A 13,922-nucleotide genomic window follows, 5' to 3' on the forward strand; every position below is an offset into this window, starting at 1 on the left:
CAAGTGCTTACTCTTTTTTCTCTGTGTCCGACAAATTTTTATCGCTTGATGAATTGCCATATTTCTTTTTATATTCATCTAATTGTTGCTCATATGTTTTTAACTTTTGATCACGTTCTTCCCCTGATAAATCTGGATTATTTTTCAGTGATTCAATTTGTTTAACAAGGCCGTACATAATAAGCTGAGGATCATCAAGTGTCTTAGCTAAATCTAATGATTTATCAAAATTACCTTTTCCGTTATACATCCAATACAGCAAATACTTTTCATCACTTTTCAAACTAATGTTTTTCATAATCGATTTCTTTTGAGCTTCACCTAGTTTTTCAGCTGTAATGTATGCAAATGCTAACTCATATTTAGATGCAATCGGTAATGATTCAAACTCCTCCTCATTCAATTGCGTAATGACTTTGTCATAATCAGTTGCTATGAAACTTGCATTTGCTTCTAACAATTTATTTTGATAAGGAAATTTTATAAAAGTGAAATATATTAAAGGAGCAGCTAAAATAACTGTCGCCGCTATGAAGGAAAAAGCTAAGTATTTAAATGATTTATAGCTTTTTTTAGGTACTAACTGCATATTTTTTTCTGTTTTTGTTTGTTCCTTCTCAAAGCTGTCATCAAGAAACTGCAGTAATGCATCTAAGCTTTCCATTTGAGCAACGGTCTGTTCAAATGTTGTTTCTTTTGCATCTTTTAGTAACCCAGCATACAAATCATCAAAGTTATGTTTTTGGGAGAATAAAGCAATAATTAGACACTTATATTGTGTTAAAAACTGCTCTTCTAATAATGGGGTTGGTGGAACAATATCTCGAATTCCTCTATGTATAATACTTGGTATTAAATTAGCATTAAAAACTATATTGTCTGGATGTAAAAAGAACGTGATTCGTTTATTTAAATATTTACGAAACTGCGCAACATTCCGAAGTAGTCTTAATTTCTCATTTCTTCTAAAACGGCTAAGATCGTCCCACTTATATAATTTTTTATCTACTTGATATAGAAACGTAAACATATCATCCGTTTCTTCTATTGTTAATGGTACAAATTCAGATGATACGCCCGTAATTATATCGAATTGACGGAAGTCTTTTATACGTGTTTGAGATTTGGTCATCTCCAATTTCCAATTTTCTTTTTCTATTTGAAATTGATAGTTCATTGCATCAATTTGAATTATTTTTTCCGCCATGTTTATCCTCTTCTCCTTTTCTTTATAACCCGTAATAACTTATTTTCAAATAACTAAAAGTAAAAAATATTCTTTATAAAACTTGCAAAATATCTCCATCTGTTATTTGGTGATCAATTAAACGATCATTATCTGTTAAAACAATTGACTTATTTTTCACTTTAATCACAAAATGTGAACCTTCATGATTATCAATCTTTAGCGTATCTAATAAGTTTTTTAATAAATATTTAATAGATTGATGATTCGGAATACGCAAATCATATGTATTTCCATTCCATTTACTAAAATCTACTGTCACATTGATATGTGTTTGTATTGCCATCGCTTTACCTCCAACTTTTACGAAGAACCGTATAAATACCGATGCAAATAAGTAGAATGCCACCGCCAAATAATAATATTATTGTTATACTAATTGGCTCTTCATTCATTGTTTCATTACTTGCTACTTCATCTGCACTTTTTCTGACAATGTATTCACTGCTAAACAAACTATTTTTCGTATCTTTAACACTATTATTCTCTTTTTGTTTTATAAAAAGAGAATCTCGCAAAGCTTCCATATCTTTTTGTTCTTTCTTTTTCTTTTTCTCAATTTCTTCTTCTATATCTTTGTTAAATAACTCAATCGATGCTTTATCTAATTCTGTTTCCTTATGTTCCTTTTTATTTTTTTCTTGGTCGCTTTCTTCAAGTCGATCCACTTTAAACTTAATCTTCCCATCATCACCAAGATAACTGTCAGCCGCGCTCCTTATCGGTAGCGCGACAAACAGTAAAAGGATAGAGAGAAATGATAACTTAGCCACTATGCTCCATTGTTTGATCATTTACTTCTTTTTCCTCCCATTTCTTATGCCATACAAATAGATTACTAACCAATCCAATAATGGCAATTACAAACAATACGACAAAAATAACTTTCCCAGTATCTTTACCACTAATAAAATCATTTAGAAAACTTTCTATATACTGAAGCGGTGAGAATTGACGTATCTTTCCGACAGAGGACATTTGATCTACTTTACTTCCAACTGCCTCAGTTAAAAATAGGTACATGCTTAAAAATACTAATAGTATAAACATCCCTACCATTTTTATTTGTCGTAATAAGTAGGTTGAGACCAATACAAACGCCATCATAATAAATGTGATGAACGCAATCCATAGTAAACTTTGATCCTGACCGAACTTTAAAAGACGCCCAGAAATGATACCTATACTAATCCCTTCCACAATTGATATACCGAAAGCTACTACTGTAGTTGGTACATTCATATCAATTAATGAGAATTTCTCTTCAAAATGATCTGATTGCATTCGTTTCTTTTCTTGATTCGCAATTGCGTATGCTGTAAATAATGCAACAATGAAACAAGTTAATACAATTAAGTATGGTGTAAAAGCATTACCTGCTACAATTACTCCATCATTTTGCTTTTGAACTGGACTAGCTAAAAAGTCATATAGCATTTCATTTTGACGATCTCCAATACGACTATTCGCTAAAATTTTCGTAAAGTTTTTGGAGAATGATTTATCATCTTCCATTTTCTTCGTAAAGTCGTTTAGTAATAAATCAGCTTTTGAAACAATTGTCGTTCCGCTGTCTTGAATTTCTTTTGCTTGTCCATTGATTTGATCAAATGTTTTATATACATCGTCTGAAGTTGCTAAACTATGCTTCGAACTTTCGACCAATGACTGACTTTGCATCATTAATGATTTAATACCAGAATCTAACGATAAAATAGCTGTTTGCTCACCAGCATGATTTGTTGTTAATACTTGCTGCTCTTCAACTAGCTTTAAGCTATTCTCACGCCATTTCGCTAAACCTTTTACATACTCTCCTAAATTTTCATTCATACTAGTTGCTTGTTGCGTCGTTCCATTTAATTTCTCCGCTAGTAGCATAGAATTTTGATCCGCACTAGTAATAGATTGTTGATAAGAGTTTATTTTTTGTTTTAAACCTGACATATCTTGCTTTATTTCTGTAGTAATACTTGATGAAACAAGATTTGAAATTAAATCAATTAAACTTTGTTTATTTAATACGTAGTACAAAGACTGATCCGTCGCAATTGCATCTAAACTTCCCTCTTCTAACTTAGGACCTACATCTTTCGTTCTTAAATCAATCCCATAATACATTTCGTAAAGGCTCATTAAACCTTGATAACTTTCGACTGTATCTACTGCTTCTTTTATTAATACACTGGAAGTAATATCTGTTATTTTTTCTGTTTTTTGATGTATAACTTGATTCGTTGTACTTTCAATAATTTTTGAATTGCTACCGTTATCTGTCCCAGTGTCTGGCTTCTCTCCTGTATCAGGTTTTTCTCCTGTATCAGGTTTCTCTCCTGTATCAGGGTTTCCTCCCGTGTCTGGATTTCCTCCTGTATCAGGTTTCCCTCCTGTGTCTGGATTTCCTCCTGTATCAGGTTTCCCTCCTGTGTCTGGATTTCCTCCTGTATCAGGTTTCCCTCCTGTGTCTGGATTTCCTCCTGTATCAGGTTTTCCTCCTGTATCAGGGTTTCCTCCCGTATCAGGTTTTCCTCCTGTATCAGGGTTTCCTCCCGTATCAGGTTTTCCTCCTGTATCAGGTTTTCCTCCTGTATCAGGGTTTCCTCCTGTGTCTGGATTTCCTCCCGTATCAGGTTTTCCTCCTGCATCAGGCTTGACACTGTCACCATTATTACTCTGTTCTGTTTTTTGAATAATAGGCGTTTTAGCATTGTGTACTAACGGCATTATGCCATACTGTGATTTATGAACCACATTTTCCACTTTGCTATTTTCCGTTTGTGTTCCTTTATCTTCTTTGTTAGGTTTTTCTTTTTCAGGACTAGTTTCTTTTTTATGAGTCCCGCTCAATTCCCACTGCCACATTACAGGAGAGAAAACATCTATATTGATGTTTGGATCTTTTAACTTCACATGCAGATCAATCTTTATATCCCCTTCATTACGAGGAGCTATTGTAATTTCTCCTGCTTCGCTTTGAAGAAAATCACTTGTACGATCCACATCATCAATATGTAAGAATCCTGTACTCCCATCTAGTTTAAATTCTTCTGGAATCTTTATCTTCAAAATTTGCGGAGATTCCATTTTAATTACTTTAGCAGTATCACTAAATGTAATTCCCTCTGTATAAAGTCTATCCTTTACTTCTTTAATTGCGTTTCCTAAAGATATTTTATTTACAGGATCATAATAAAAATTATTTTCTTTATTATATTTTTTTGTAAATTGAATTACATTTTGCAGTTGTAATTTCGTTGTATCTGGCAAATCACTTTGACCGATTTCTTCCATGTTTAAACTAGGTAATTTCGCAATTAAATTCTCGATTTGTTTCTTTATTCGAGCATCTGGTTGTTTCATTAATGTATTTATGAAGATTTCTTGCTTTCCATCATTCGACATAGATTGCTTTAACTTCTTAATTACCGTCTCTTGAATATCACTTTCTAACTTTCCTGCAAGTTCTGTATCATATTCAGATACTTGTTTTTTTACATCTGCTAAATATTTTTGAATCGCTGCAGCATCAGTTAAAATATTCGGTTCTTTCTCTGAAAACGTAAATTGATTTGAAATAATTTTATTAGCGGATTCCAATGCACTTAATTGCTTTAAAGCATCGCCTGTATTCATATCATTCATATATTGATTGAATTGATTTGTGAAATTATTCGCTAACAAATTGTTATCAGTTTGCATTTTTTGAAAGTTATTAAAACCATCTAAATACGTACTGTTAGATTTATTCCCTTCATCTAACGCTTGACCGAAACCTTTTAAAACATCCTGAAATCCTTTGAAACTATTAACAGAAACACCTGTATAATCCTGTACTGTTTTAAATTGGTTTGTGTAATTTGCTAACGGACTATGTATATCTTTTTTATACATAGTTGTTTGAACGTTTCCTTTTTCAATTATTTTACCTATATTATCTTGTGCACCTTGTAGCTTACCGATAATACTCGCAAAATAAACGTCGATTATTTGCTTATTGAAATCTTCTAAAATAACAGAAGCTGTATTTTCTGCCTCAGCTTTCAAATCCTTATTCCCAGTTGCATTTACTTTGTAGTTTAACGTTAATTTCTCTGGAATCTCTGAATCAATCGCAACTGCCTTCCTAGAAAAATCATTTGGAATAACAATCATCATATTGTAATTATTATTTTTCAATCCATTTTCCGCTACCCCGCGACTAACTACGTACCATTCTTGTTTCGTATTTTTATTTACATTTTTAACAAATTGATCTCCAAACGCTATTTTATTGCCCTCAAATACAGTTCCCTGATCTTCATTTACCAACGCAACTGTCATTTTTGGTGTAGTATTCTCATTAGCTTTCTTAACATTTTGATTTAATGCTAAATAGGAGACCCCTGTCGATAGTACAAGAGCTAAAATAATAAACAACAAGATGCTCCATTTGAACTTTTTCACTACTTATCACTCCTGCGACTGCGAGTCTATCTAATGAAAGACTTCGTATCTTACTCTAGTTTTAAAGTAATTTAGCCATACAACGTATGGTTGCATGGCTAAATTATATATTTCTTTTTATCTGTCTTATTGTAGACCGAAATTACGAGAAAGATCTTCGTCATGTCTAGCAACAGCTTCTGCAGTTTTATTAAGCTGCATATTAATTTCTTGTAATAGCTGTGCGAAGTTTTGTACTTTTGGTTTTAATTGATTGAACTGTTGGTCAAAACCTTCGAAAGCACGACCTTCCCATTCTCCTCTTAATTCATTTTGTAAGTTTTGTAGTTGACGTAAAATGTCCTCAATTTGATTTGCACCTTGTCCATATCGAGTCGCTTTCGATTTAAGCTCCTCTGGTGACATACGAATTTGTCCTGCCATTATTAAATCCCCCTTAAAATTTAAAAATAGTAAAATTAACCAATAATCAATTCTACAAATTGATTATATCAATAATTTAAAAATTTCTAAACAAAAAAATGATATTTTTCCAAAATTTCTCTTTTACTATAATAACGATATATTGTATAATACTAATTTATTTGTTTTTTAAGCACACTCTATAAATCTACTATAAAATAAAGGCAAACCATCTATTTTATATATTTATAAGGACTTATTCACTTTAAATTCCAGCGATAAAGTAGCCACTAAATCATTGTTTTCTCCCATTCAGAATATAATACTCACTTCAAAGTCATAATTACCTGCCTTTCAACAAACCCAAACTCTTCGTACATCTCTTTTGCAAAATTCCCAGCAAATACATTCAACCGAATTTCTAAATACTTCTCCTTTAATTCCTTAATACCAGCTTCCATCAGTTCTCGCGATAATCCTCTCCCGCGATATTCTGGGAAAACGTACAATTCATATATAAATCCAAGTTTTTCACGAGAAAAATAGTCTGTATTTTCCCCTATTAATATCCATCCCATTACTTTATTTTCTTCTTTAATAATTAAATAGTATGCTCCTTTTTCTACAATCGGCTTTGTAATCTCAATTGCTTTCTTGGTACTTAATTGACAATTGCCTCTCGTCCCTTCAAAAAGCGATTGAGCCGCATATTTTAATATTTCATTGGTATCTTCTTGATTCGCCTTAATTATCATTTTTCACAACTCCCCTTGAATAATAGGCATTACTATCGCTTGTTCAAGATTCTCCGCTTCCATAACAATTGCCGTTAATCCGTGTTCTGTACTTGTTTCATGGAGCTCTCCCTTTTCCCAAAACACAGCTTGTCCCGCCTCTATCTTTATCTTTTCTTTATTTACTCCACATACATATCCTGTCCCGTCCACAATAAGAAGCAGTTGAGATACAACTGCTTCATGATTACCGATGATTCCATTCTCGTGTAAATGCATAGCACCGATATGTATATTTCCTCGATGGTTTAATATTTTCGACATGATGAAATTAGATTGAAATACTGATAGGTGCTTTCCTACTTTTTCACTAAAATCAAAAATTTTCATTACTAGTTCTCCTTATACGTATAAAACCATCCTTACTGTCTGCATCATATGTCCTTCAAAGTCTTCTTCAAATTGCTCTAATTCAGCAAAACCTTTCGCTTCATAAAAGCGTTTTCCTTTTTCATTTGCTGCTTCTACATGTATGTACAATTTCCGTATCCCATTTAATGCTTTAATTCCTTTTTGTAATAAAGCACTTCCGATCCCTTTTCCTTGCTGATCTGGTAACAAATAAATCGCACCTAATTCCGCTTCGTTTTGTAGTCTAACAGGTGAAAAGTTCGCAAACCCTATTACTTCACCCTCTTCTTCCGCAACGAATAAATGCGTATTTTTAAGACGATATTTCATTTTTTCATCAGAATATGCCTCGTCTAAAAAACTATCTTGAATTTCTCTCGGAATAATGCCTTCATATGTATCATGCCAAGCTATTTTTGCTACTGATTGTACAGCGTGAATGTCTTCTTGCTTCATTTCTCTAATTATATATGTCATCTCGATGTCTCCATTCTCTTTAAATTATATTCTGCTAATATACTAGAAGAAACGGCAAAACCATTTTCATAATTCACCTTAATTAATTTTAATTTCTCAATTGAAGCTGTTGCAAAATTAAACTTTCCATAAATATATTCCATTACACTTAAAAACTGCTTTGTATGTAATCTATTTGCAATTGTACAATGCGGAACCCATTTTCCCGGTACGTAATATGAATTTGGGTTGTCATGAAAAGTTTTAAAATAATCATGATAAGAATAATGAAGTTTTAACAATTCATCGGTAACGGTCGGCGCTAGAAAGACCGTTCCATTAGTAGGAAAAATTCCAACAGAAGGAAAAGTTACTGCGTCTATATTTCCTTGAATGGCTACAAACTCCCCTAGTTTCTCCGTATACAAATGAACATCTAACTCATTATAATCCGCAATCGTTATATGAGGTTCTACTCCAGCTAATTGATTTGTTCCAATTACATTTGTTAATTCATTTTGCAGTTCTGTAATTTTATGAGTAAACACACGATCAAATGTAGCAATAATAGCGTACAATCTTTCTCACCCCTTCGTTACACATAGCGCTTCCCATTCTTCACGAATCATGCCCATTCGAATAGAATCATAGTATGTTCCGTTATAATAACGACACTTTCGCATTCTACCTTCTAAGCTCATTCCTATTTTCTCCGCTACTTTCATCATTCGTTCATTACCAGACCAAGTCGTGAGCCCTACTCTACCAATTTCCATCTTTTCAAATAATAAATCTCGATATAACGTTAACGCTTCTGTACCGTATCCACCATTCCAGTAAGTTGGATTATAAATAACAATTCCCATCTCCAGCCAACGCGTCGGTTTATGCTCCCAATAAAATCCGACCGTCCCTATAATTTGACCGTTATTTTCTATAATTAAATTTGACAGTGGTTCTTCTTGCAAACGAGTTTGCACCTTCTCTTTATAGGAAGAGTATTCTTGCATTGAGAACGGGAAATATGGCGCATCCCATTTCTTCCATTCTGGGCTTTCTTCTTTAAATACGATATTCCATAATGTTTTTATATCTGATTCTTCTATTGTACGAATTGTAACTTTCTTCCCCTTTAATATAACGTTTTGCATAATTCCCTCCTGCATTCCTCTTTATTTCATATATAATTATAATATTTTTTCAGAAAAATCAAAACTAATATCATTTATTATATTGTATAATTTTGTTATTAGATACCAATTATTGATTTAGAAAGCTGGTGATTTAGTGAATAATCGATTTAGTATTGCTTTATTTCTCACTATTATTACGACAAATATTATTCTATATTTCTTCTTACCATCAAATATTGTTACGAAATGGGACTTCAATGGAACGCCTACATCAACAATGGATAAAAGCACTTTTGTAATCGTAAATATAATTATATGTTCCTTCTTATTCTTTGTATTTTTAGCTTTATCTAAAGTAGCGAATAACCAGAAATTTCTCCATTGGATCGGCAACACAATGTTACTATTCTTATTTTTTGTCGATATTGTCATCGCCCTCATTGCTCTTGGCTTTTCACTTCCTCTTGATCATTTCATATTTTTAGCATTAGGGCTTTTATTTATATTAATAGGTTATTTCAGTTCCAAAATTGATACGACTAAATCAACCGTTTCATTAGAATGGAATGATAAGCACCTTGAAAAAAGAGCTTCAAATATTAGTAGTATTTCAATGATGATAGCAGGTATTTTTTTAGCGATACTTCCTTTTATCGTTTCTGCTCCCTATAGAGGTTATGCTATACTAGCAATTCTTTTAGGAATGACGCTTATCATTCTGCCGAGTACGATTTATTTACTTATTAAAGACAGCAAGCAATCTACTCCTTTAAAAAAATAGGAGGTTATATCCCTCCTATTTCAGCTTAATGTTTTATTTTTCACTTTTTCTATCTCAACTAAAATCCCTTTCCCTATCCAACCCTCTACACCATCTTTTTTAATTAAATCATATCCTGAACAGCTATCATCAATGAGAGAAACGATATCTCCCTTCCTAACGCTTATTTGCGCACAAGAAATATCGGTTTTCACTGTATATTCACCTGACTCAAGTTGTTTCATATATTCATTTTTTACAGTGAGTAAATTATTCGTTTCCTTTTGTTTACATACGGTGTAATCTTGCATCTTCTCGATAGGCTCTATGTAATAATACGGATATGTCACTCCGCCCTGCATTTCTGAATTCGCATTAAAATCCGCTATTACTTCATACTCCGGAAAATAGTCTACATATGTATAAGAAAACGTATCGCCCGTTTGTTTCCTCTGAATAATAAATACGTTTAATTGCCCTGCTTCTTTAATTGCATTTCCTCCATCAATTGCAATAATTTTTTTCTCCTTATCAATAACTGGATTGTTAGACGGTGCTTCTTCAGAATAGTTCACGACAGGCCAATGACCAACTATTACATACTTATTTGCTTTATGTGATTTATTAAAAAACTGTGGCATTGCTATCGCATTTTTGCGCTCTGTTTCTTTCCAATCTACTCTATCTTCTAGACCGGCATGCACAAAAATATAATCTTCTGTTTCAATCGCTGTTGGCAAGTCTGTTAGCCAATATAGTTCTTGTGAAAATTCACTTAACAATGCTTCTTTCACTTCACGAATTGAAGTGCCCTCATGAACTGAAAAACCTAATTGCTCTAGCCATTCATTAAAAATCGAGTGCTTTCTCATACATAAATAATTAATAAAATCAGGATTTTCATTTAGAAGAGCCTCAACTAAAACTTCACAATTCCCTTCAACAACGTGAACCTTTGAATTGTTCTTTACAAGATTCATAACGTAGTTTACTACGCCTACGCTATCTCGTCCTTTCTCGCAAAGATCTCCATTAATAATTAAATAATCTTCATCTTTAAAGTTAACTTTATGTAGTGCTTCTTTTAAAAGATTTAATTCTCCATGAATATCAGATATGACGATAACTCTAGCATCATTAGGGATTGATAGTTTCTTTATTTTTTTCAAGTATAAGCGCTCCAATCATTCTCTTTATTAAATTAAAACAATTCGACAAAATACACTATATAACCTTTTCAAATACATATACCATAACTTACAACCTATTTACGGTTTAATAATAACTTAAAAAATAAGAAGAAGCTGTTCCCAACTTTTGCGGGACAACTTCTTCTTATTTTTTATAATTCTTTATGAAAAGAATAACTCACCTTATCATACCCTTCTCTTTCATAAAAACGATGAGCATCAATTCTTGAAAATGCTGACGTGAGGACGATAGACTCACATTCGTTTTCCTTTCCCCAGTTCTCTATATACGAAAGTAATACTTTCCCATGTCTTTTTGAACGATGTGCTTCTGCTGTTACAAGGTCATATACGAAAACGTGTTTCTTATTATAAAAGTTCGTACAAATTGCTACACCTGCAAGGCTAACAACTTCATCATCCTCATTACGCAGCGAAAATAGTTTATAATTTTCTTCTTTCATATTTCGAAATAAAGAGCTTGTTTCCTCTTTTGAAAGTTTCGTTCTTAATTGCTGTAAAACAGGTAATACTTCATGTAATTGCTCTTCTGTTACTACTTCTTTAACATTCATTTTTAACTCTCCCTTAACTATTTAAATAATTTTCTAAATGTTATATCATTATTATAGAAAGCAACTGCCCTTTACTTAAGTGGCAGTTTAAGTGTTTTTTATAAGGCCAGTTTTAAAGGAGAGTTTTATATGGATTTTACTATCCCATTGCAATTACAAAGTAACACACCTATTTACTTGCAAATTTACGAATATATAAAAGCTGAAATTATACAAGGGACTATTTCTGTTGGCACACGTCTACCCTCACACAGAAATTTAGCATCACAACTTAATATTAGCCGCATTACTGTTGAATCAGCTTATCAACAGTTATTAGCTGAAGGTTATGCAGAAAGTAAACCGAAACGTGGTATTTTTGTAGCAAATTTCGATATTGACATTATCCCAAATAAAAAACGAAATGCAGCAAAGAAGACGAACAATTTGATAGAAGAAAAATTTGAATATGATTGTAGCCAAGGGCTTATTGATCAAAATGCATTTCCGATTACAAATTGGAAACGAGCATTACAAGAATCCATACTTACATACGAAAATGCACTATTTGCCAAAGAAGATCCTCAAGGTGAATTCGCTCTTCGAGAGCATATATCAACATATTTATATCATTCTCGCGGTGTACATTCTTCACCTGATCAAATTGTGATCGGCGCCGGAACACAGCCACTTCTCTGGCTACTGCTTCAACTGCTTGGCCCTACAAAAGAATACGGCATTGAAAACCCTGGATTTCACCGTATACACGCAATTATTAAAAGCTGTGATAGACAAATTCATCCCATACCATTGGATGAAAAAGGGATTGATATTTCTAGTTTATACAATACAAATTCCAATGTCGCATACGTTACACCATCACACCAATTTCCACTCGGGATTATTATGCCTTTATCTAGAAGATTAGAATTGTTAAAGTGGGCTAATGATTGCAATGGATACATTATTGAAGATGACTATGACGGAGAGTTTCGCTACGCTGGTAAGCCGATTCCTTCTTTACAAAGTCTTGATTCAAATGAACGCGTTATTTATATGGGAACTTTCTCAAAATCTTTTTTACCTTCTTTACGAATGGGATATGTTGTTTTACCACCACACCTTTTAAAGATATACCAAGAACTGCATGGAATTTTCAAACAAACAGTCGCTACAATACAACAACTTGCTTTTGCTAACTTTATACAAAATGGGAATTGGGAACGTCACCTTAATCGAAGTCGTACACTTTATAAAAGAAAACATCATGCATTAGTAAAATCCATTATGAAAGAAATGGGGGCTAATGTTCAAATTCTTGGCGAACAGTCCGGACTTCATATTGTTTTATGTGTAAATAACAGTATGAATGAAAATGAACTGATTGAATCCGCTAAAAAACAAAGCGTTAAATTATACCCACTTTCTCCATATGATTTCGTGAATGATTTACGTAAGGAATCATACGTATTACTCGGCTTTGGTAGTATTCCGGAAAATAAAATTGAAACGTTGGCTATATTATTGAAAGATGCTTGGTTTCCTAGTTGCAAGGAAACTTGTTAACAGTGGGTTTAACTTGTAACATGTTAACAATTCAACAAAATAAAAAAGAAGGCTGTTCCAAAATAACTTTTTGGACAGCCTTCTTCTAGTTATTCACCTGACCTAGCTTTCCTTCCCGGACGTTTCACACCAGTCGTTTCTGTTGAATAGGAAGCTTCAATTATAGCCGTTGGATCTACAGAGAGAACGAGATCTTTCATTTTCGGATAAATGAATCGGTTTGTAATGCAATAAATGATTCTCTTATGCTCCCCTAAAAAACCACCTTCTCCATGTAGATACGTAACAGATAGTTGCAATTCTTTCATAAGTAAATCGCCTATTTCTTTATTCTTACCAGAAATAATCATAACGCTCTTACCTTGATTAATACCATCTAGTATAAAATCAATCATCTTCGTAACAATATAGAAAATTGCTAACGAGAACATCGCTTGTTCGATTGAAAATAAAATGGCAACAAAAATGAAAATAACTGCATTTACTGCAAGTAAAAATGTACTAATCGGTACATTAAAGTGTTTATTCATCCAAACTGCCAACATTTCCGAACCGTCAATTGCTCCACCCATTTTAACAACAATCCCAACACCAATTCCAAACAGTACTCCACCATAAAGTACAATTAATAACTCAGAAGTCGTAATTGCTGGAAATGGTTTTAAATAAATTAATCCGAGTGTTGTAACTACATTCGCATAAGATGTACGGATAAAAAACTTCTTTCCCATTACTTTTGCAGTAAATAATAAAATTGGGATATTAATTCCTAAGAACACACCATAAAGCGGCAATCCTGCGACTTTATTTGCCATAATAGCAATAGCCGTTACCCCGCCATCTACTAATCCATTAGGTGCTAAAATAAGCTCTAATGAACCTGCTACTATAATTGAGCCAATTGTTAATAATACGTATTCAAATACTTTCTTCATTCATTACCCCCAAAACTTATATATTTTCTTAGTATTATTTTAACGTAATTTTACTACTAATTCAAAGGTATCGATTTATATACAGAAAAGTT

At 32.8% G+C, this 13,922-nt stretch carries 15 protein-coding genes; 2 read left to right on the top strand and 13 right to left on the bottom strand.

What is annotated here, in order from left to right:
• Positions 1–7: 7 nt before the first annotated feature.
• The 10 genes from essB to ACUN13_RS14000 all read right to left on the bottom strand — a co-directional run bounded on the left by essB (position 8) and on the right by ACUN13_RS14000 (position 8,843).
• Positions 8–1,207 (bottom strand): type VII secretion protein EssB, encoded by a 1,200-nt coding sequence (gene essB, locus ACUN13_RS13955; RefSeq protein WP_025687484.1) that lies wholly within the window; start codon positions 1,205–1,207, stop codon positions 8–10.
• Between the two features lie 73 nt (positions 1,208–1,280).
• A complete protein-coding gene (locus ACUN13_RS13960; RefSeq protein ID WP_001007571.1) occupies positions 1,281–1,532 on the bottom strand; it encodes an EsaB/YukD family protein in 252 nt (83 codons plus the stop codon).
• A gap of 4 nt (positions 1,533–1,536) precedes the next feature.
• Entirely contained in the window at positions 1,537–2,040 is a 504-nt protein-coding gene (gene essA / locus ACUN13_RS13965; RefSeq protein ID WP_000595653.1) for a type VII secretion protein EssA, read from the bottom strand.
• Entirely contained in the window at positions 2,012–5,689 is a 3,678-nt protein-coding gene (esaA, locus tag ACUN13_RS13970; RefSeq protein ID WP_445423850.1) for a type VII secretion protein EsaA, read from the bottom strand. Before esaA ends, essA begins: the two co-directional genes overlap by 29 nt.
• A 126-nt stretch (positions 5,690–5,815) precedes the next feature.
• Positions 5,816–6,112, bottom strand: coding sequence for a WXG100 family type VII secretion target (locus ACUN13_RS13975; protein ID WP_000918601.1), 297 nt, complete (start codon positions 6,110–6,112; stop codon positions 5,816–5,818).
• A gap of 305 nt (positions 6,113–6,417) precedes the next feature.
• Entirely contained in the window at positions 6,418–6,846 is a 429-nt protein-coding gene (locus ACUN13_RS13980) for a GNAT family N-acetyltransferase (protein WP_025689880.1), read from the bottom strand.
• 3 nt (positions 6,847–6,849) lie between these two features.
• A complete protein-coding gene (locus ACUN13_RS13985; protein ID WP_000688074.1) occupies positions 6,850–7,215 on the bottom strand; it encodes a cupin in 366 nt (121 codons plus the stop codon).
• A 12-nt stretch (positions 7,216–7,227) separates the two neighbouring features.
• Positions 7,228–7,713 (bottom strand): GNAT family N-acetyltransferase, encoded by a 486-nt coding sequence (locus tag ACUN13_RS13990; RefSeq protein WP_000221048.1) that lies wholly within the window; start codon positions 7,711–7,713, stop codon positions 7,228–7,230.
• The gene (locus ACUN13_RS13995; protein WP_025689883.1) at positions 7,710–8,270 is read right to left on the bottom strand and encodes a 2'-5' RNA ligase family protein; all 561 of its coding nucleotides are present in this window, start codon (positions 8,268–8,270) and stop codon (positions 7,710–7,712) included. Before ACUN13_RS13995 ends, ACUN13_RS13990 begins: the two co-directional genes overlap by 4 nt.
• A 6-nt stretch (positions 8,271–8,276) precedes the next feature.
• Entirely contained in the window at positions 8,277–8,843 is a 567-nt protein-coding gene (locus ACUN13_RS14000; RefSeq protein WP_001181784.1) for a GNAT family N-acetyltransferase, read from the bottom strand.
• Positions 8,844–8,979: 136 nt separating this feature from the next.
• On the opposite strand from ACUN13_RS14000, the gene ACUN13_RS14005 reads away from it, so the two are divergent.
• Positions 8,980–9,606, top strand: a complete 627-nt coding sequence (locus tag ACUN13_RS14005; protein ID WP_088345897.1) for a DUF1648 domain-containing protein — start codon at positions 8,980–8,982, stop codon at positions 9,604–9,606.
• A 20-nt stretch (positions 9,607–9,626) separates the two neighbouring features.
• Here ACUN13_RS14005 and ACUN13_RS14010 read toward each other — a convergent pair whose 3' ends face one another.
• The gene (locus tag ACUN13_RS14010; RefSeq protein WP_025688743.1) at positions 9,627–10,754 is read right to left on the bottom strand and encodes a metallophosphoesterase; all 1,128 of its coding nucleotides are present in this window, start codon (positions 10,752–10,754) and stop codon (positions 9,627–9,629) included.
• Between the two features lie 173 nt (positions 10,755–10,927).
• On the bottom strand, positions 10,928–11,350 hold the full coding sequence (locus tag ACUN13_RS14015; protein ID WP_001101116.1) for a GNAT family N-acetyltransferase: 423 nt from the start codon (positions 11,348–11,350) through the stop codon (positions 10,928–10,930).
• 129 nt (positions 11,351–11,479) lie between these two features.
• Here ACUN13_RS14015 and pdxR point away from each other — a divergent pair, with 129 nt between their 5' ends.
• Entirely contained in the window at positions 11,480–12,895 is a 1,416-nt protein-coding gene (gene pdxR, locus ACUN13_RS14020; protein ID WP_000348028.1) for a MocR-like pyridoxine biosynthesis transcription factor PdxR, read from the top strand.
• A gap of 89 nt (positions 12,896–12,984) precedes the next feature.
• Here the strand turns inward: pdxR and ACUN13_RS14025 are convergent, their stop codons facing one another.
• On the bottom strand, positions 12,985–13,830 hold the full coding sequence (locus ACUN13_RS14025) for a YitT family protein (RefSeq protein WP_000755126.1): 846 nt from the start codon (positions 13,828–13,830) through the stop codon (positions 12,985–12,987).
• Positions 13,831–13,922 lie beyond the last annotated feature (92 nt).

It is taken from the genome of Bacillus cereus group sp. Bce041, from assembly GCF_052646455.1.